This is a genomic window from Nonomuraea sp. JJY05, from assembly GCF_043496855.1.
Taxonomy (GTDB): Bacteria; Actinomycetota; Actinomycetes; order Streptosporangiales; family Streptosporangiaceae; genus Nonomuraea.
Window position 1 is genome coordinate 345,421 of sequence record NZ_JBIEIS010000009.1, and the last position, 19,119, is coordinate 364,539.

Here is a 19,119-nt window from a genome sequence, read left to right on the forward strand (position 1 = left end):
GCAACATGCGACCGGTCACAGATTTGCAGCGGAAGGTGGCGCCTTTCGAGGTCGTCACCGAGATGACTCCCTCTGGTGACCAGCCCACGGCCATCGCCGAGCTGGAGCGCCGGGTCAAGGCCGGAGAGAAGGACAGCGTGCTGCTGGGCGCCACCGGCACCGGCAAGACCGCCTCCATCGCCTGGCTGATCGAGCGGCTGCAGCGGCCCGCGCTGGTCATGCAGCCCAACAAGACCCTCGCCGCGCAGTTCGCCAACGAGCTGCGGGAGATGCTGCCGAACAACGCGGTCGAATATTTCGTTTCTTATTACGATTATTACCAGCCTGAGGCGTACGTCCCGCAGAGCGACACGTACATCGAGAAGGACTCCTCGATCAACGACGAGGTCGAGCGGCTGCGCCACTCGGCGACCAACTCGCTGCTCACCCGCCGTGACACCATCGTGGTCGCCTCCGTGTCGTGCATCTACGGCCTGGGCACGCCGCAGGAATACGTCGACCGCATGGCCAGGCTGCGCGTCGGCATGGACGTCGACCGCGACCAGCTCCTGCGCCGCCTGGTCGACATGCAGTACACGCGCAACGACCTGGCCTTCACCCGGGGCACCTTCCGGGTCCGGGGCGACACGATCGAGATCATCCCGAAGTACGAAGAGCTGGCCGTGCGCATCGAGATGTTCGGCGACGAGATCGAGAAGCTCTCGACCATGCACCCGCTGACCGGCGAGGTCATCACGGAGGACGAGGAGCTCTACATCTTCCCGGCCTCCCACTACGTCGCGGGCGAGCAGCGCATGGCCGCCGCCGTGGCGGGCATCGAGGCGGAGCTGGCCGGGCGGCTGGAGGAGCTGGAGCGCCAGGGCAAGCTGCTGGAGGCCCAGCGGCTGCGGATGCGCACGACGTACGACATCGAGATGATGCGGCAGATCGGCACCTGCTCCGGCATCGAAAACTACTCGCGCCACATGGACGGCCGCGAGCCCGGCAGCGCGCCCAACACGCTGCTCGACTACTTCCCCGAGGACTTCCTGCTGGTCCTCGACGAGTCCCACCAGACCGTGCCGCAGATCGGCGCCATGTACGAAGGCGACGCCTCCCGCAAGCGCACGCTGGTCGACCACGGGTTCCGGCTGCCCTCGGCGCTCGACAACCGGCCGCTGAAGTGGGAGGAGTTCCTGGAGCGCATCGGCCAGACCGTCTACCTGTCGGCCACGCCGGGGTCGTACGAGCTGGGGCGGGTCAAGGGGGAGGTCGTCGAGCAGGTCATCCGCCCGACCGGCCTGGTCGACCCCGAGATCGTGGTCAAGCCGACCAAGGGCCAGATCGACGACCTGGTCCACGAGATCCGCCAGCGGGCCGAGCGCGACGAGCGCGTGCTGGTCACCACGCTGACGAAGAAGATGTCCGAAGACCTCACCGACTACCTCCTGGAGCTCGGCATCCGGGTGCGCTACCTGCACAGCGAGGTCGACACGCTGCGCCGCATCGAGCTGCTGCGGGAGCTGCGCACGGGCGAGTTCGACGTGCTCGTCGGCATCAACCTGCTGCGCGAGGGCCTCGACCTGCCCGAGGTGTCGCTGGTGGCCATCCTCGACGCCGACAAGGAGGGCTTCCTGCGCTCGGAGACGTCGCTGATCCAGACCATCGGCCGGGCCGCCCGTAACGTGTCCGGCCAGGTCCACATGTACGCCGACAAGATCACGCCGTCCATGGAGCGGGCGATCGACGAGACCAATCGTCGGCGGGCCAAGCAGATCGCCTTCAACGAGGCCAACGGCATCGACCCGCAGCCGCTGCGCAAGAAGATCGCCGACATCCTCGACTCGCTGCAGCGCGAGGACGCCGACACCGACCGGCTCCTGGGCGGCGGCCGCCAGCAGTCGCGCGGCAAGGCGCCGGTGCCGGGCTTCGGCGCGCGGCAGGCCGGCCAGCACGCCAAGGCCATCGCCGGCGAGATGCCGCGGGCGCAGATGGAGTCCCTGATCGAGTCGCTGACCGAGCAGATGCACCAGTCGGCGGCCGACCTGCAGTTCGAGGTGGCGGCGCGGCTGCGTGACGAGATCAAGGAGCTCAAGCGCGAGCTCCGCGACATGCGCGAGGCCGGCGTCAAGTGACGCTGGGCTAATGGAGGAAGCCCGCCAGGGCACGGACGAATGCCTCGGGATTGTCGAGCATGACACTGTGCCCCGACTCCGGGATGCCCACCACCCGGACACCGCTCGCCCGCAGGCTGTCGGTGTCCTCGGGCGGGTCTCCCTCCGGGTGCAGGAGGGCCCTGGGGATCGGCAGGTCCTGCAGGAGCCGGCGCATGGCGGGCGTGGTGCCCGCGGCCAGGCTGACGGCCGTACGGTGGAGCCCGCGCAGGTCCGCCAGCCGCATGGTGGACCACCGGTGCGGCCCCACGCGCTCGCGCACCTCCTTCCACCCGTGCGACACGAACGCCTCCTCCGTGTAGCTCGCGATGCCGCCGCCCCCCGGCTCCACGGGAGCCGGGGGATCGGCGTCCACGAGCACCAGGTTGGCGATCAGCTCCGGGTGACGCGAGGCGAGAACGATCGCCACCGCGCCGCCCATGCTGTGGGCGATCACCGACGCCCCGGCGACCCCCGCTTGACGCAGCGCCTCCGCCAGGGCGTCGGCATGGGTCTCGAGCGTGTAGGCGAAGTCGCGGGGGCGGTCGCTGATCCCGAACCCGAGCAGGTCGATCAGCAGGGAGCGATGCTGCGGCAGGAGGGGGTGGGCGGCGACCTCGGCGTAGTACGGGGCCGAGGTCGCGCCGAGACCGTGCACGTAGACGCGCGCCGGCTCCGCACCCGGCAGTTCTACCCAGCGGATGCGAGCGCCGCTGGGGTGGACGACGGCATCGTGCATGACGGCCCTCCTCGTCGTATATCGGGGCCAATATACCCACGACCTGCCTAAACGACCGGCAGCCCGACAGCCCACCCACGCCCCCTCAGCCACCGGCGGCGCTTCCAGCCCTTCCGACCCAGCGGCCGCGACACTCGCACCCCGCGACCCAGCGGCCGGCGCCGACTCGGGCCCTCCCCGTTCCGGCGCGTCGCAGCCCGCCGCCCTGCGCGCCCTTGATCGCGCGGCGACGGCCAGGGCTGCGACTCCCCCCCGCTATCCGGCCGTCCCGCTCCGCCATCCGGCGCCTCGGTGTGTCGCAGGTGGCCGGGCTGCGGGACGGGAGCCGGATCACTGGGACAGGCCGGCCTCTCTGCGAAGGAGTGCGGCGAGGGCTTCCGGGTCGGCGGCCGGGACGCCCTTGGCGGCGAACCAGGTGGCGACGTTGTGGGCGTCCCGGTCCAGGAACGAGGGGCCGGTCGGGTGGGCGATCACGTCCACGATCTGCGGCAGGTCGATGATCACCAGCCTGCCGTCATGGACCAGCAGGTTGTACGGCGACAGGTCCCCGTGGGCCAGCCCCTCCCTGGCCAGCGTGACCATGGCCGCCACGAGCTGCTCCCAAAGCCCGCCCAGGTCGTCGGACACCTGCGCCAGCCGCGGCGCCGCGAACCCGTCCCGGGTCCCGATGAACTCCTGCAGGATCTCCGTCTCCACGATCTGCACCGGGTACGGCACGGGAACCCCCAGCTCCCACAGCCGGCACAACGCCCCGAACTCGGCGACCGCCCACTGGGCGGCGATCACCTGCCTGCCGAACGCGGTGCGGTTGGCCATGGCGCGGTTCATGCGGCTCTCGCGGGTCCTGCGGCCCTCCAGGTAGCCGGAGTCGCGGTGGAACAGCCGGTGCTCGGAGGAGCGGTAGCGCTTGGCGGCCAGCAGGCAGACCCGGTCCGTGCCGGGCACGCCCCGCGAGATCAGGTGGACGTCGGCTTCCTTGCCGGTCTTGAGCACGCCGTGCTCGGTGTCGACGGCGGCCAGCTCGGTGACCAGCCAGCCGGGGTACGGCTTGGGCCCCTTCTCCGTGGGAGTGCTCTGGTCCCAGGTGGACCAGCGGTCACCCTCGGGTGGCCCGTCGTCGGTCTCGGTAGTGCTGCTCTCGAGCCATTCGAGGTCGTCGGCGTCGAGGGCGTACTTGCCACGGGTGCGGTGCTGCGAGTGCTTGGGCACGGTGGGATTGCTCCAGAGGTGAGGCCCACCGGCTCGTCGATCAGGTCAGCGAACGCGCGGTGGGAAGGCTTGAGGACGCGGAAAACGGCACGCGAACAGTCGTCGTCACGGTCTCACCCTCCCTTCGCTGCATGGCACGGCGATCATCGTCGAGCCGCTGCCAAGCGATCAACTCGGGCCCGAGTATGCCGGGCCCCGCGTTGCCCTCGCAACCGATTAAACGACGCCCGCCGTCACCCCTGTCGCCCCGCCTTGAGGGATCAGCCGAAGTGACAGCGGGGTCGGCAGGCTCGCGTCCGTACCGCCGAGCACGGACTCGGCGGCAGGCCGGCGTCAGTCTCATCGGTTGTAGAGCCTGCGTGCCCACAGGTAACTGACCAGGGCGATGCCCGCGCTCCACACAGCCGCCTCCAGGAAGCTGGACCCCGCCGGACGCCCGGCCAGCAGCGCGCGCAGCGTCTCGATGACGGGGGTGGCCGGCTGGTGCTCGGCGAACCAGCGCAACCCGGCCGGCATCGACTCGGTCGGTACGAAACCGCTGCCGAGGAACGGCAGCAGCATCAGCGGCATCGGCAGGTTGCTGGCCGTGGTGACGCTCCTGGAGACCAGGGCGAGCGCGACCGACAGCCAGGTGATGGCGAAGGTGAACATGGCCAGCACGCCGACCACGCCGAGCCAGTCCAGCGCGGAGGCGGCCGGGCGGAAACCGATCAGCACGGCCACCAGGGTCACCGCGGCGATCGCGATGAACGTCTGCACCATCGCCCCGAGTACGTGCCCGGTGAGCACCGAGACGCGGGCGATGGCCATGGTCTTGAACCTGGCGATGATGCCCTCGGTCATGTCGGTGGCCACCGAGATCGCGGTGCCCTGCGCGGCGCCCGCGATCGTCGTGATCATGATGCCGGGGGTGAGGTAACCGACGTAGACGGCGCGGTCGCCGCCGATGCCCGCGCCCATGGTGCCGCCGAAGACGTACACGAACAGCAGCAGGAACACCACGGGGACGGCGGCGAAGGTGAAGATCAGCGAGGGGTAGCGCCAGATGTGTCTGACCTGGCGGCGCAGCATCGTCGCCGAGTCGGCGATCGCTCTCATCGGGAGGGCTCCTTGGTCGAGGGCTCCTGGGTCAGGGCGAGGAAGACCTCGTCCAGATCGGGGGTGCGCACCGACAGTTCGGCGACGTCGATGGTCTGGGCGTCCAGCCACTCCAGGAGCTTCTTCAGCGTCCTGACGCCACCGGAGTCGGGGATCTGGACGGTGAGCGCCGCGTCGTTGTGCGAGGTGGCGCCGACGTGCGGCGCGGCCCTGCGGTAGCCGTCGGCGTCGGCGAAGCGCACGACGATGTGGCCGCCGGGGACCAGCCGCTTGAGCTCCTCCGGGGTGCCCTCGGCCACCAGCGCGCCCTGGCTGAGCAGGGCGATGCGGTGGGCGAGCTCGTCGGCCTCCTCCAGGTACTGCGTGGTCAGGAAGACGGTCACGCCGTCCTGCTCGACCAGGTCCCTGACGATCTGCCACATGGTGCGGCGGCTGCGCGGGTCCAGACCCGTGGTCGGCTCGTCGAGGAAGATCAGTCTGGGCGTGCCGACCATGGTCATGGCGAGGTCGAGCCGGCGGCGCATGCCGCCCGAGTAGGCGGCCGCCGGCTTGCGCGCGGCGTCGGTGAGGTCGAAGCGGGCCAGCAGCTCGCGGGCCCGCTCGCGGCCCCTGGAGCGGCCGAGGTGGAGCAGGTCGGCCATGAGCCGCAGGTTCTCCTCGCCGGTGAGGAAGCCGTCGACGGCGGAGAACTGGCCGGTGACGCCGATCGCGGCGCGCACCTGGTCAGGCTCTGCGGCCAGGTCGTGCCCGGCCACCCGGATCTCGCCGGCGTCGGCCCTGATCAGGGTGGACAGGATCTGCACCATGGTGGTCTTGCCCGCGCCGTTGGGGCCGAGCAGGGAGAAGATCGTGCCCTGCGGGACGGTGAGGTCGATGCCGTCCAGTACGCGGTGCGTGCCGTACGACTTGCGCAGTCCCGTCACCGAGATGGCGGGTGGCTCCATGGTCCGCATCGCGCTCACGCTCGGTCCCAGGTGACGGGCAGGCTGAGCACGCCGTAGATCTGCGCGGGGTCGGTGCGCAGCGGCACCTCTTCCGCCGGTACGGCGAGGCGCAGCGCCGGGAACCGGGTGAACAGCGCGGGGAAGGCGACGCGCATCTCGACGCGGGCGAGCTGCTGGCCGAGACACTGGTGGATGCCGTGGCCGAAGGCCAGGTGCCCGGTGGCCGAGCGGCGCAGGTCGAGCACGTCGGGGTCGGAGAACTTGGCCGGGTCCCTGTTGGCGGCGTTGAGCGCGATGATGACCGTGTCGCCGGCCTTGAGCCGCCTGCCGCCGAGCTCGACGTCCTCCAGCACGCCGCGCATGCCCATGGCGGCGATGGACAGGTGGCGCAGCAGCTCCTCCACGGCGCCGGCGGCCAGGCCGGGGTCGTCGCGCAGGGCGGCGAGCTGTGCCGGGTCGCGCAGCAGGGCGAAGGTGCCGAGCGCGAGCATGTTGGCGGTGGTGTCGAGGCCGGCGCCGAGCAGGAAGGCGGCCACGCCGCCGAGCTCCTCGTCGGTCAGGTCGCCGCCCGTGGCCAGGTCGCTGAGCAGGTCGTCGGTCGGGTTCGCGCGCTTGGCGAGCGCGAGCGTCCGCAGGTAGTCGCCGAGCTCGATGAAGGCGGCGTACTGCGCCTCGGGCTCGGCGGCGTCCGAGAGGGTGCGCGTGGAGGTCTGGAACTGCTCGCGGTCCTCGTACGGGACGCCGAGCAGCTCGCAGATCATCAGCGCGGGGACCGGCCGGGCGAAGGCCTCGACGAGGTCGGCGGGCGGCCCCTGCCGCTCCATCGCGTCGAGCCGTTCACGGGTGATCTCGGTGACCCGCTCGGTGAGCAGGTTCATCCTGCGGACGGTGAACTTGCCCGCCAGCAGCTTGCGGAAGCGGGTGTGTTCGGGCGCGTCCATGCCGCTCAGGTCGCCGGCGGGGGCGGGCGGCATGTGCCCCATCAGCGGGTGGTACTGGGTCTCGTAGCGGGAGCTGAAACGCGGGTCGGCGAGGATCTGGCGAACCAGCCCGTAGCCGGTGACCAGCCAGACGCCGGGGGCGCCCTCGGGCGCGGCCAGCCGGGCGATCGGCTGCTCGGCGCGCAGCGCGGTGACCTCGGGGGCGGGATCGAAGGGGCAGGCGGGTGCGCGGTCGAGGGAGGGGCTGACCGTCTCATCGCGATAGTACGTGTTCGACATGTACTGAAAGCTACGTTGCATTCAAAGAAGCTGCAATCGACGGAATCTGTATTCGCAGGTAAGAGCGGGCGAATTGATGCAATGGCGCTGGACCCGAACGCAATGCTTCGTTGCATTGAGTGGCGACGAACGCAACAATGGCGTCATGTCACGAGGAAGGTTGACCCAGCGGGACCGCCAGCGCATCGCGGCCGGCCTCGCCGAAGGGCGTTCCTACGCCGAGATCGCCAGGCGGCTGGACCGGCCGACCTCGACGATCAGCCGGGAGGTCGGCCGCAACGGCGGGGCCGGCGGTTACCGGCCCGAGCAGGCGCACCGGGCGGCGGAGCGGCGGGCGCGGCGCGGCACGCCGGCTCTCCGGTTCGCGGCCGGGCCGCCCGACGGCCAGAGCTACGAGCTGGGGGACGAGGTCATCGAGATAGCGGTCCGGATGGGGCTGCCGAAGATGATGGCGCGCGTGCTCATCAGCCTGTGGCTGCACGAGGACGGCAGACTCACCGCGGCCGAGCTGACGCGCAGGCTGAAGGTCAGCCCGGCCTCGGTCTCCCTGGCTGTGGGCTACCTGATCGAGCAGGGGCTGATCGGGCGCGAGCGCGATCCGCAGCGGCGTCGCGACATCTACGTGGTCGACGACAATGCCTGGTACCAGTCGATCGTGACCAGCTCGCGGAAGTCGCTCGATGCGGCGGAGGTCGCGAAGGCGGCGGGGGAGACCTTCGGCCTCGACGCGCCCGTGGGACGCCGGCTGGCCAAGGGAGGGGCCTTCCTGGAACGGGTCAGCCTGGATTTGCTGGAGTCGGCCGAGCGCTGGCGCTACCTCCTGTCGTGATCGGCCCAGCGGCCGGACAGGATTGACATCCGTGGCTCACGCCCTGGCCTCGTCGAAGTGCTCCCCCGGACGCTCCGGCCGCGGGAGGAACAGGGAGGCTGCGGGTTCCCGCGACCTGCTTGAGCTCGATCGATGTAGTGGAAGTCACCGCAGGTCTGGTGACATTTGCCTCTGTCGGCCGACGCGCACGCCGGACATGCTGGGCGCCACAAGCTGATCGACGAAGGAAGCGGAGTGCCTGACATGGCGAAGCTGGTTGTCTGCAACATCATGTCCCTTGACGGTTTCTACGCGGCGGCGGACGGCAACCCGCTCGTGCTGCCGATGGACGCCGCCTTCGACGCCTACAACCTGGAGCGGATCCAGGCCGCCGGCTCGCTGCTGCTCGGCGCCGACTCGTACCGCATGTTCATGGGCTTCTGGCCCGCCCAGGCGGACAACCCCCAGGCGTCCGCGGTGAATCAGCAGTTCGGCGGGTTCTACGGGCGGATCGAGGTCAGCGTCGTCTCGGACTCGCTCACGGACGAGGACATCGCGCCGTGGGCGGACCGCACGACCGTGGTCAAGCGCGCCGACGCCGAGGGATGGGTCAAGGAGCTCAAGCAACGCACCAGCGGCGACATCGTCACCTTCGGCAGCCGGATCACGTGGAACGCCCTGCTGCGCGCCGGGCTCGTCGACGAGCTGCACCTGGTCGTCGGAGCGAAGGCGCTCGGTGAGGGGAAGCCGATCTTCACCCAGCCGGTCGAGGGGTTCACCGTCGCGGAGGTCCGCCGCCTCGACGGCTCCGACAACGTCCTGCTGCGCTACGCCTCGATCGCCTGACCTGCCGGGCCCCGGTGATCCGCCGGACTCGTCGATGCGCCGCGGGGGCGACGCCCGACCGCGCACCGAACTCGTGGGTCGTTCCGCTCAAGAAATGAGGTGCGGTGGATCCGGCCGGGCTTGTACGGTGCGCGCATGCGACGTTGCCCGGAATGTGACCACTGGGAGCCCGCCGGAGCCCCTGACTGCGCCCGGTGCGCCGGACTGGTCGACGAGATCGTGGAGGAGGGCTGGCGCGCGTTCCTTGAACAGGAGTTCGGCACCACCCGGCCACCGGACGAGCGCCTCATCGCCGAGATGGTCACCGACGAGCCCGACAAGCACCCGTGGCGCGTGGTGGACGCCGCCTACGACCGCCTGACCTGCCCCGAGTGCGGCGATCGGCTCAGCAGGGGCCCGGCCGGGTGCGCTCCCTGCGACCTGGCCAACGGTTTCCGCTACTCCGCCATCGAGATCGACCGCCCCACCGTCCCGCCCGGCAACGAGCACGGGCTGCGGGTGAACGTGGCCGTCACCCGCCGGACGTCCGGGATCTCGGCGTCCGAGGTGCTGCTGCGGCGGCTGTCGCTGCCCATCCTCATCGAGGGCCGGCTCCCCACCCGAGCCCAGGCCCAGGCCACCAAGGCCCTGGCCAACGGCGGCGCCACCGAGGCGGAACTCGCGGCGTTCATCTACAGGGAGTGGGGTGACTGATCATTCCTCGGCCTTATCCAGGTCGAGGTCGATGTCCACATCGAATCCGATGTTGGTCTGAAGTCGCTTGCGATGGATGCCGGTGGGAACATAAGCCCTGACTGCGGGCTCGAGCTCAAAGGTGTAGACCACGGGCTGACCATCCTCCTCCTCCACTCGCCAGAAGTACCTGATGCCCGCGCTTGAATACTTGATCGGCTTGGTGGATCGATCCCTCTCTTTGGATTCCGCCGAGACCACCTCGACAACGAGATGGACGTCCTCGGGCTTGAACGAGGTGCGTTGCCTGCTGAAAGCCGCTCTCTTGACCAGAAGGACATCCGGCTCTGGCCGTTGACGCATTCCCAGCGTCACCGTCATCTGGTCAACGGCCATGAGCTCCCGCGGCGGGCGAAGCGACCTGGAGAACCACCGGACTACGAGCATGTGGAAGCCGGTCTGCGGCGACATCATGATGAGTGACCCATCGATCAGTTCGACGTGCCGGGGCGCGTCGGGGGGAAGGCGATCGAGCATGTCGGCGGTCCAGCCGCCGGGCGGGCCGGGGTAGAACCACTCAGGAAGGGTCATAGTCATCATTCTGCCTCCTCAGCGTTTCACGCGGCGCGCTCATTCTGCCACGTGGAGTAGTCGTCAGGGGAGGTCTTTGCGTTCCTCCATCGAGCGGCGGTAGAGCTCGTCGATCTGGTCCAGCGGGTCGGGGGCGTGGCGGCGGGCCTCGATCTCGAGGTCGGTGCGGGAGCCGAGGTCGGCGATGCCCGTGGCCGTGTGCTGCACCTGGTCGCCCAGGAGGTCGGCGCGGATGCGGGCGCACATCGCCGTCAGCTTGGCCTGGTGCTCCCTGAGCCGGTCGAGGGTGGCGTGGTCGACGTACGGGGACATGCGGCGCTGCTGGGCGTACATGCCGAGCTGGCCGTCGTGGACGTCCGCCTGCGCGGAGAGGTCGGCCATGAGCCGGGGGAGGTCGCCGAGGCCCCAGCCCAGGCGCTGGGCGTGGTCGACGGCCTGGCGGGTGAGGGAGACCTCGCGGCGCAGGTCGAGGCGGAGGCGCTCGACCTCGGCGGCGTCGCCCGTGCCCATGGCGTTGACGTGGGTGGTGAGCCGGGTCGTGGCCTGTTTGGCCTTGACCGCCGCCTTCCTGCCCAGCTTGACCAGGAGGTAGACGCCCACACCGCCCAGCAGCAGGAAGAACGCCAGGATCACCAGTAGGACGACAAGCAGCTCGCTGATCTCCGCCACCTCCTGTGGGTCTCGATGATTTGAAGGATAGTCGGCCTGGGCGGGATCGGCGCGGCCGAGAAACCAAGCAAGCACTTGATCGGAGCAGCGGTGCTGTGCTTCAGTTCTCTCGGAGGGCGGCGGGAAGGGCGGGGTGACGTGCTCGACGGCAAGGTTGTGATCATCACCGGTGGCGCCCGGGGGATGGGGGCGGCCACCGCGCGGCGCTGCGTCGCGGCCGGGGCCCAGGTCGTGATCACCGATGTGCTGGTGGAGGAGGGTACGGCCACCGCCAAGGAGCTGGGTGTCCGATTTTTCCCCCACGATGTGACAAATCAGGACCAGTGGGCCGACGTGGTCGCCGCCACCCTGGAGGCGTACGGCAGGCTCGACGGGCTGGTGAACAACGCGGGCATCGCCCTCGCGCAGCCGATCGAGCACCAGCCGCTGGAGGCCTTCGAGCGCGTGCTCCAGGTGAACCTGGTCGGCGTCTTCCTGGGGCTCAAAGCGGTGGTCAGGGCCATGCGCGAGTCCGGCGGCGGCGCCGTCGTGAACCTGTCGTCCGTCGCCGGCCTCACCGCCCTCCCCGGTACGGGCGGCTACGGCGCGTCCAAGTGGGGCGTGCGCGGGCTGACCAAGATCGCCGCGTTGGAGTTCGGCAAGGACCGTATCCGGGTCAACTCCGTACATCCCGGAATGATCGTCACCCCGATGACGCAGCCGCTCGGGGCCGTCTCAGGGGACGGGACCTTCCCGCTGGCCGCCGCCGGGCGCTGGGGCGAGCCGGAGGAGGTGGCGGAGGCCATCGCGTTCCTGCTGTCCGACGCGGCCTCGTACGTGACGGGCGCGGAGCTGGCCGTGGACGGCGGGTGGACGGCGGGAGAGGGCGCGCTGCTGTCCCGACTGGAGGGTGGGGGTCAATAGATGCCGTACGCGGATGTCGGCGAAAATATCAGGCTCTTCTACACGGAGGACGGTGACGGACCCCCGCTGCTGCTCGTCCACGGGTGGGGCACCGACTCCCACCAGTGGTCGTGGCACATCGACGCGCTGGCGGCCACCCACCGGGTGATCGCCGTGGACCTGCGCGGCCACGGCTACTCGTCCGTCCCCGAGAGCGGCAACACGCCGCGCGAGATGGCCGGCGACCTGCGCGTCCTCCTCGAAAGCCGGGGCATCCCGCAGGTGGTCGCCGTCGGGCACTCGATGGGCGGCCAGGTGGTCTCCATCCTCGCCGTCGAACATCCCGAGCTCGTACGCGGGCTCGTCACCGTCGACCCCGGCTACGGCATGACCGACCAGGTCGCCCGGCGACTCCCCAGGATGATCGCGGGCCTGCGCGGCGAGCACCCGCACGCCGCCGCCGAGAAGATCGACGAGTGGTGCACGAACGCCGGCACGCCCGCCGTCATCAGGCGCTGGCACAAGCGCAGGCTGTACGGCATGCCGCCGCACGTGCTGGTCCAGGCGTTCGAGGCCATGTTCACGGCCCCGGACGCCATCGGGGTGCGCCCGGCCAGCGACGACTACCTGGCCCGCCGGCGCTGCCCGGTGCTGTCGATCTGGGCGGATCCGGAACGGGCGAGCTGGGAGTCCGGCCTGCTCAAGCACCCCGCGTCCAGGGTCGTGTGCTGGGAGGGCGCCAGTCACCGGCTGCACGAGGAGCGCCCGACCGAGTTCGTGGACCTCGTGGAGGAGTGGCTCCGGGCCCAGGAATGACGGGGGTTCCAGGAATGACTGCGGGCCAGGAGCGACCCGGGGTCAGGGGCCGCCGCGGGCCGCTCTCCTGCGGGCGCGCATGCGGCGTACCTTCCTGATCAGCCACCAGGCCAGCACGGCCATCACCAGCAACGCGACGATCACCAGCACGGGGGCGAAGACGGCGACCAGGCTCATGCCGAGCGAGCCCGCGTCCTCCGCCGTGCTCACCACCGGGGCGCCCACGCCCGCCGTGCCGGCGTTGATGACCGGCCGGGCGGTGGCCTTGACCGCGTGCACGGCCAGCGCCATCACGATGCCCAGCAGCCAGCCGGCCCACGGGTGCTCGGCCATCCAGGTGGAGTGGTCCACCTCGGCCGCCGCCTGCGTGGCCGAGAAGACCACGCCGCCCGACGCCGGGCGCACCACGGTCTGGACGGTGTCGTTGATGCTGTCGACGGCGGGCACCTTGTCCAGGACGAACTCGGCCGCCAGCAGGACGGCGATCACTGCGAGCACGCCCCAGTTGGACAGCCAGGAGTAGCCGTCGGGGAGTTTCACGGTGTCCGTGAAGTTGGCCAGGACACCCACAACCAGGAGCGGGATGTAGGCGTTCAGCCCGGCGGCCGTGGACAGGCCGAGGCCGGTCAGTGCGGCGAACATGCCCCTAGTCTGCCCGCGCCGCCTCGTCCATGAGGTGCGCAAGCCCAGATCCGGTGAATTCGGACACCGCCCGCTCGTACTTCTCCATGCCCCACGACCAGAAGTCGAAGTCGATGGTCTCGTTCGCGCCGTCCTGGATGGAGGCCCAGAGCGTCCAGCCGTACTTGGACATGAGGCCGAGCAGCCGGGCGCGGGCGATCCTGTGGCGCAGGCGGCGGCCGTAGTAGGCCGTGACGAGCTCCTCCAGGTGGCCGAGCGGCAGGTCGGCCTCGCTCCAGATGTTGCCGAGCTCGAAGCAGGGGTCGTTGTTGCCGGCGTACTCGTAGTCGATCAGCCAGAGGCGCCGCCCGTCGTCGAGGATGTTGCCGGGCAGGAGGTCGTTGTTGCAGGGGACGGTGCCTTCCGCCCTTATTTGCAGACATTTCCGGATGTCGTCGACAGCGGGCATGAAGTCGAGGTAGCCCGCGGGAAGCCGGTAGCCCCGCTCCCGAACGATCCCCAGGTAGTGCCGCTGGACCTCGAACATGTCGAAGTCCCGTACGAACCGCGGCCCCGCGTGCAGGCGGCGGCACGCCTGCGCCACCCGGGGCAGGTTCGCCGGGTCGCGGAGGTCGGCCTCGGTGAACGTCCGCGCCGGCAGGAAGCCCACCACCAGCACCCCCAGCTCGGGCAGGTACGCGTGCACCGGCGCCCCCACCCCCGCCGCGGCGGCGGCCAGCGAGCACGCGTGCTCGGCGTCCCTGTCGATGCCCAGCAGCGAGCCGTCGCCGGCCCACACGCGCGCCACGTAAGTCCCGTCCGGGGTCGTGACCTTGTAGTTGCGGTTGGTCAGCCCTCCGGGCAGCTCCTCGACGGAGCGCGGCACGCCGGACAGCAGCGGAATGCGATCGAGCACCTCGGGCACGGCCATGCTCGATGCTAGGACGGGCGACGCTAAACGGTCTAGACCTTTTACCGGTCCGAAGGTTAGCCTCGCCAGCATGAGCGACTCGGCCCGCATCGTGATCATCGGTGGCGGGGTGGGCGGCGCGTCCGTCGCCTACCACCTCACCCAACTCGGCGAACGCGACGTCGTCCTGCTGGAGCGGGACGAGCTCACCAGCGGCTCCACCTTCCACTCGGCGGGCCTGGTCGGCCAGTTGCGCGCCGATCCCACCCTGACCCGCATGAACCAGTACTCCGTCGAGCTCTACCGCACCCTCGACGCCGGGTGGACGGAGTGCGGAGGCATCAAGCTGGCCTCCACGCCCGAGCGTATGGCGGAGATCCGCCGGCAGATCGGCTGGGCGCGGACGTTCGGGCTGCCGCTGGAGGAGATCTCGGTGGCCGAGGCCGTCGAGCTGTTCCCCCTGATGGACCCCGAGGGTGTCGTAGGCGCCGCGTACCTGCCCACGGACGGGCAGATCGACCCCTCGCAGCTCTGCTACGCCCTGGCCCAGCGGGCCCGCGAGGGCGGGGCGGTGATCCGTACCAACACCAGGGTGCTCGGCATCACGACGGCGAACGGCCGCGTCACCGGCGTGCGCACCGACCAGGGGGACCTCGACTGCGAGATCGTGGTCAACTGCGGCGGCATGTTCGCGGCCGAGATCGGCCGCATGGCCGGGGTGCGGATCCCGATCGTGCCCATGTCGCACCAGTACGTGGTGACCGACGCCTGCCACGACCACACGGGGCTGCCCACGCTGCGCGACCCCGACCTGCTCGTCTACTACCGGCAGGAGGTGCAGGGGCTGGTCATGGGGGGGTACGAGCGCACCTGCGCGCCCTGGACGGCCGGCCCGAACTCCTTCGACGCCGTCCCCGCGGACTTCAACGGCCGCCTCTTGTCCGAAGATTGGCCGAGATTTGAGGAAATTTCGGATAATTCCCGGATCCGTGTGCCCGCAATGGCCGACGTCGGCATCCGCAAGCTGATCAACGGCCCCGAGGCGTTCACCCCCGACAACGAGTTCTGCCTGGGGGAGACGGAGGTCGGCGGGTTCTTCGTGGCGGCCGGGTTCTGCGCGCACGGCATCGCGGGCGCGGGCGGCATCGGCAAGGTGATGGCCGAGTGGATCGTCGAGGGCGAGCCCAGCATGGACCTCTGGCACATGGACATCCGCCGCTTCGGCCGCCAGTACCGCTCGCCGTCGTACACGATCAAGCGGGCCGTCGAGAACTACGAGACGTACTACGACATCCGCTACCCGGGCCACGAGCGCTCGGCGGGACGGCCCCTGCGGCTCTCGCCCGCGTACGGCTGGCACGCCGCCCACGGCGCCGTCTTCGGCGAGAAGTCCGGCTGGGAGCGGGTCAACTACTACGACTCGAACTCGACGGGAGAGGGGGAGCGCCCCGACGGATGGGCCGGACGGGTCTGGTCGCCGGCGATCGGCGTGGAGCACCGGGCCACGCGCACCACGGCGGGCCTGTTCGACGAGAGCTCGTTCGCGAAGATCGAGGTCTCCGGCCCGGACGCGGCGGACCTGCTGGAATGGGTGTGCGACAACCGGGTCGCCCGCGAGGTCGGCGCCGTCACCTACACCCAGGCGCTCAACCGGCGCGGCGGCATCGAGTGCGACTTCACCGTGACCAGGCGGGGCGAGCAGGAGTTCCTGATCGTCACCGGCACCGCGTTCGGCTCGCACGACCTCGGCTGGCTGCGCAAGCAGGCCGCGCGCACCGGCGCGACGGCCAGGATCGCCGACGTCACCGGCCAGTACGCGTGCTTCGCCCTGTGGGGCCCGCGCGCCCCCGAGATCATCGCCGGGCTCACGCCCGACCCGATGGGCTTCCCGTTCATGTCGTCGCGGGAGATCAACGTGGGGGACGTGCCGGTGCTGGCGCTGCGGGTCACGTTCGTGGGGGAGGCGGGCTGGGAGCTGTACTGCTCCACCGAGTACGGGCTGGGACTGTGGCAGGAGCTGTGGCGGGCGGGGGAGCCGTACGGGCTGGTGGCCGGCGGCTACCGGGCCATCGACAGCCTGCGGCTGGAGAAGGGCTACCGGGTGTGGGGCGCGGACATCGGGCCCGAGACGACGCCGTACGAGGCGGGGCTGGGGTTCTGCGTCAAGAAGGACAAGGACTTCCTCGGCAAGGACGCCCTGGACGCCTCCCCCGAGCGGCGGCTGCGGTGCGTGACGCTGCGCGACCCGCGGGCCGTCGCGCTCGGCAACGAGCCCGTACGGCTGGACGGGCAGGTCGTGGCCCGGGTCACCTCGGGCGGGTACGGCTACACGGCGAAGGAGTCGATCGCCTACGCCTACCTGCCGGTCGGCCCGGGGGCCCAGGTCGAGATCGAGGTCGAGGGCGCCTGGGTGCCGGGCGTCGTGGTCAAGACCCCTTTGGTTCCGTGACGCCGCTGCGTACCGAGATCCGGACCCGGTCGGGGCGGAACAGGTCCCGGGCGAACTCCACCGGCGTGCCGTCGCCCGCGTGGGCGGTGCGCTCGATGAGCATGAGCGGCGCGCCGGGGGCGATGCCCAGGTCGGCGGCCTCCGCCGGTCGGGCGATCACCGGGGCCAGGTGCTCGACCGCCGTGCGCGGCTCCAGGTCGTAGCGGGCGGCCAGCAGGGCGTAGAGGGAGCCGGTGAGGTCCTGATCGAGGAAGCCGGGCAGGGGCGGGAACCAGGAGTGCTCCAGCGCCACCGGCGACAGCCCGGCCGAGCGCACCCTGGCCACCTCGTGCACCGGCGAGCCCTCCGCCACCCGCAGCGCCGCGGCCGCCGCCCGCGGGGCGGCCACGGTCGCCGCCACCAGGACCCGCGCCTCGGCCCGCAGGTGGGAGCGCCGCATCTGCTCGGTGAACCCGGCCAGCCCGGTCAGGTCGCACTCGATGCGCGGCTCGGCCACGAATGCGCCGCCCGACCTGCCGGGCACCCTGATCAGCACGCCGTCGCGCTCCAGGGTGGCCAGCGCCTGCCTGAGCGTCATCCTGCTCACGCCCAGCCGCCCGGCCAGCTCCCGCTCGCCGGGCAGCCGGTCGCCCGGCTCCATCTCGCCGCTGGAGATCGACTCGAGCAGCCACCGCTCGATCTGCACGTGCGCGGGGACTCCCGTGCCACGCTCCAGCTCCGGCGGTGTCCCGACCACACGCGCATCTTGGCATGGGTTTCGGCGTGAATGCCAAATGTGAGCCACTTGCCCGCCGACCGGGGGTCAGCCCTTGATGGCGCCCTGGGTGATGCCGTTGACGAAGCTGCGCTGGAAGACGAGGTAGACGACGACGATCGGGGCGATGACGATCAGGCAGGCCGCCGCCAGCAACGGGATGTCCGTCGTGTACTGGCCGACGAAGAGCCCCAGCCCGCTCGGTGCGGTGCGCCGGTCCGGGTCCTGCATCATGACCAGCACCAGCATGAACTGGTTCCACGACCACATGAAGTAGAGAACCGACAGCGTGGTGACCGCGGGCCACGAGATGGGCAGCAGCACCCGCGCCAGCACCACGAGGTCCCGGGCGCCGTCGATGCGCGCCGCCTCGACGAGCTCCTCGGGCACGTTCGAGAAGTGCGTCTGCATCCAGTACACCCCGAACGGCATGAACAGCGCCGCCTCGGCCAGGATGACGCCGACGTAGGAGTTGGTGAGGCCGACCTCGCGCAGGTTGAAGTAGAGCGCCACCACGATGACCTCGATCGGCAGCGTGAGCCCCATCACGAACCCGAACGACAACGTCCGGTGCCCCCACACCTTGAGGATCGCCAGCCCGTACCCGGCGAGCGTGGCCATCACCACCGCCAGCGGCACCACGAAGACCGCGATCAGCACGCTCGAAGTCATGAGGTTGGTGAAGTTGCCCCGCTCCCAGGCGAGCGCGAAGGTCTCCCACGACCATCTGTCCGGGATGCTCAGCCCGTCGAGCTGGGCTCCCGAAGGGTGCAGGGCGGCCAGGACGATGCCGGCGAAGGGCACCAGCACCATCACCGCCAGCAGGACGAGCACTCCGTACCGGACACTGACACCGCCGAGCGTTCTCAACTCTGATCATCCCTGGTGAAGTATCGGACGGCGCTGACGACGGCGACCACGATCACGGTCAGCACGACCGCGAGCGCGCTGGCGCCGCCGATGTCGCCCTCGTTGAAGGCCAGCCGGTAGACGAGCAGGCCGGGCACGTTGGTCTGGCCGGCCGGGCCGCCGTTCGTGGTGACGAAGACGAGGTCGAAGCTGGCCAGCGCGGCGATCGTGGTGATGACGCCGGCGACCGTGATCTCCCTGCGCACCCCGGGCACGGTGACGTGCCGGAACTGCCGGAAGGCCCCCGCGCCGTCGAGCCTGGCCGCCTCGTACAGGGACGGGTCGATCTTCTGCGCGCCGGCCAGGAAGAGCATCATGCACAACCCGCTCATCACCCACGTCCCGATGAGGCCGAGCGCGATCAGCGCCAGGCCGTAGTCGCCCAGCCAGGCGCGGGTGATCGACCCCAGCCCCACCAGATCGAGGAACTGGTTGACGACGCCGGAGTCGCTGTAGAGCCAGCGCCAGGTGATGCCGACGGCGACGAGCGGCAGCACCTGGGGGAGGAAGAAGACGATCCGGAAGAACGTCATGCCCCGGCGCACCTTGCCCATCAGGAGCGCCGTCATGAGCAGCCCGACGCCGATGGGGATGACCGAGAAGAAGACGATCAGCGCGAGGCTGTGCAGGATGGCCTCATACAGCGCTGAATCACGAAAAATCTTGATGTAGTTGGAGAAACCAGCCCAGACCGGCGGAAGGATGCCGTCCCAGGTCAGGAGCGACAGGCGGAGCGTGTTCAGCGCCGGCCAGATGGCGAAGCCCAGGTACACCGCGAGCGCGGGCAGCACGTACAGCCAGCCGCGCGCCCGCCGTCCCAGCCGGCGCGGGGGGTCCCCGGCGGGCGCCC

The 19,119-nt window shown here is 70.4% G+C and carries 19 protein-coding genes; 7 read left to right on the plus strand and 12 right to left on the minus strand.

Annotated elements, in window-relative coordinates; translation table 11 throughout:
• The first annotated feature begins 5 nt into the window (after positions 1–5).
• Positions 6–2,114: an excinuclease ABC subunit UvrB gene (uvrB, locus tag ACFKCF_RS16655; RefSeq protein ID WP_394494474.1), complete on the plus strand. Its 2,109-nt coding sequence runs from the start codon at positions 6–8 to the stop codon at positions 2,112–2,114.
• A 7-nt stretch (positions 2,115–2,121) separates the two neighbouring features.
• On the opposite strand, the gene ACFKCF_RS16660 is transcribed toward uvrB, so the two are convergent.
• From ACFKCF_RS16660 to ACFKCF_RS16680, 5 genes are all read right to left on the minus strand, one after another.
• Positions 2,122–2,871, minus strand: a complete 750-nt coding sequence (locus tag ACFKCF_RS16660; RefSeq protein WP_394494475.1) for an alpha/beta fold hydrolase — start codon at positions 2,869–2,871, stop codon at positions 2,122–2,124.
• A 330-nt stretch (positions 2,872–3,201) separates the two neighbouring features.
• Positions 3,202–4,080 carry a serine protein kinase RIO gene (locus ACFKCF_RS16665; protein WP_394494477.1) on the minus strand — a complete coding sequence of 293 codons (879 nt, stop codon included), beginning with the start codon at positions 4,078–4,080 and terminating at the stop codon, positions 3,202–3,204.
• Between the two features lie 339 nt (positions 4,081–4,419).
• Positions 4,420–5,178: an ABC transporter permease gene (locus ACFKCF_RS16670; RefSeq protein WP_394494479.1), complete on the minus strand. Its 759-nt coding sequence runs from the start codon at positions 5,176–5,178 to the stop codon at positions 4,420–4,422.
• Complete coding sequence (locus ACFKCF_RS16675) at positions 5,175–6,122, minus strand: ATP-binding cassette domain-containing protein (RefSeq protein ID WP_394494514.1); 948 nt, start codon at positions 6,120–6,122, stop codon at positions 5,175–5,177. The genes ACFKCF_RS16670 and ACFKCF_RS16675 overlap by 4 nt, the downstream gene beginning before the upstream one ends.
• A gap of 14 nt (positions 6,123–6,136) precedes the next feature.
• A complete protein-coding gene (locus ACFKCF_RS16680) occupies positions 6,137–7,342 on the minus strand; it encodes a cytochrome P450 (protein WP_394494480.1) in 1,206 nt (401 codons plus the stop codon).
• A gap of 145 nt (positions 7,343–7,487) precedes the next feature.
• Between ACFKCF_RS16680 and ACFKCF_RS16685 the strand changes: the two genes are divergently transcribed.
• From ACFKCF_RS16685 to ACFKCF_RS16695, 3 genes are all read left to right on the plus strand, one after another.
• Positions 7,488–8,171 carry a helix-turn-helix domain-containing protein gene (locus ACFKCF_RS16685; protein WP_394494482.1) on the plus strand — a complete coding sequence of 228 codons (684 nt, stop codon included), beginning with the start codon at positions 7,488–7,490 and terminating at the stop codon, positions 8,169–8,171.
• 243 nt (positions 8,172–8,414) lie between these two features.
• Positions 8,415–8,996, plus strand: coding sequence for a dihydrofolate reductase family protein (locus ACFKCF_RS16690; protein ID WP_394494484.1), 582 nt, complete (start codon positions 8,415–8,417; stop codon positions 8,994–8,996).
• Between the two features lie 135 nt (positions 8,997–9,131).
• Positions 9,132–9,689, plus strand: a complete 558-nt coding sequence (locus ACFKCF_RS16695; RefSeq protein ID WP_394494485.1) for a hypothetical protein — start codon at positions 9,132–9,134, stop codon at positions 9,687–9,689.
• Here the strand turns inward: ACFKCF_RS16695 and ACFKCF_RS16700 are convergent, their stop codons facing one another.
• Positions 9,690–10,259 carry a Uma2 family endonuclease gene (locus ACFKCF_RS16700; protein WP_394494487.1) on the minus strand — a complete coding sequence of 190 codons (570 nt, stop codon included), beginning with the start codon at positions 10,257–10,259 and terminating at the stop codon, positions 9,690–9,692.
• Between the two features lie 63 nt (positions 10,260–10,322).
• The gene (locus tag ACFKCF_RS16705; protein ID WP_394494488.1) at positions 10,323–10,928 is read right to left on the minus strand and encodes a hypothetical protein; all 606 of its coding nucleotides are present in this window, start codon (positions 10,926–10,928) and stop codon (positions 10,323–10,325) included.
• A gap of 138 nt (positions 10,929–11,066) precedes the next feature.
• Here ACFKCF_RS16705 and ACFKCF_RS16710 point away from each other — a divergent pair, with 138 nt between their 5' ends.
• Both ACFKCF_RS16710 and ACFKCF_RS16715 read left to right on the plus strand, forming a co-directional pair.
• A complete protein-coding gene (locus ACFKCF_RS16710; protein ID WP_394494490.1) occupies positions 11,067–11,831 on the plus strand; it encodes a glucose 1-dehydrogenase in 765 nt (254 codons plus the stop codon).
• A complete protein-coding gene (locus ACFKCF_RS16715) occupies positions 11,832–12,626 on the plus strand; it encodes an alpha/beta fold hydrolase (RefSeq protein ID WP_394494492.1) in 795 nt (264 codons plus the stop codon). It begins immediately after the preceding gene.
• A 42-nt stretch (positions 12,627–12,668) separates the two neighbouring features.
• On the opposite strand, the gene ACFKCF_RS16720 is transcribed toward ACFKCF_RS16715, so the two are convergent.
• Both ACFKCF_RS16720 and ACFKCF_RS16725 read right to left on the minus strand, forming a co-directional pair.
• Complete coding sequence (locus tag ACFKCF_RS16720) at positions 12,669–13,268, minus strand: DUF4126 domain-containing protein (protein WP_394494494.1); 600 nt, start codon at positions 13,266–13,268, stop codon at positions 12,669–12,671.
• Between the two features lie 4 nt (positions 13,269–13,272).
• Positions 13,273–14,178, minus strand: coding sequence for a phosphotransferase (locus tag ACFKCF_RS16725; protein WP_394494496.1), 906 nt, complete (start codon positions 14,176–14,178; stop codon positions 13,273–13,275).
• Positions 14,179–14,248: 70 nt separating this feature from the next.
• On the opposite strand from ACFKCF_RS16725, the gene ACFKCF_RS16730 reads away from it, so the two are divergent.
• A complete protein-coding gene (locus tag ACFKCF_RS16730) occupies positions 14,249–16,606 on the plus strand; it encodes an FAD-dependent oxidoreductase (protein ID WP_394494498.1) in 2,358 nt (785 codons plus the stop codon).
• Here the strand turns inward: ACFKCF_RS16730 and ACFKCF_RS16735 are convergent.
• The 3 genes from ACFKCF_RS16735 to ACFKCF_RS16745 form a co-directional block, all read right to left on the minus strand.
• Positions 16,584–17,342 carry a GntR family transcriptional regulator gene (locus tag ACFKCF_RS16735; protein WP_394494500.1) on the minus strand — a complete coding sequence of 253 codons (759 nt, stop codon included), beginning with the start codon at positions 17,340–17,342 and terminating at the stop codon, positions 16,584–16,586. The two genes, ACFKCF_RS16730 and ACFKCF_RS16735, sit on opposite strands and share 23 nt — an antisense overlap.
• Before the next feature lie 66 nt (positions 17,343–17,408).
• Complete coding sequence (locus ACFKCF_RS16740) at positions 17,409–18,173, minus strand: carbohydrate ABC transporter permease (protein WP_394494515.1); 765 nt, start codon at positions 18,171–18,173, stop codon at positions 17,409–17,411.
• Positions 18,174–18,226: 53 nt separating this feature from the next.
• Positions 18,227–19,090 carry a carbohydrate ABC transporter permease gene (locus ACFKCF_RS16745; RefSeq protein WP_394494517.1) on the minus strand — a complete coding sequence of 288 codons (864 nt, stop codon included), beginning with the start codon at positions 19,088–19,090 and terminating at the stop codon, positions 18,227–18,229.
• Between the last annotated feature and the right edge of the window lie 29 nt (positions 19,091–19,119).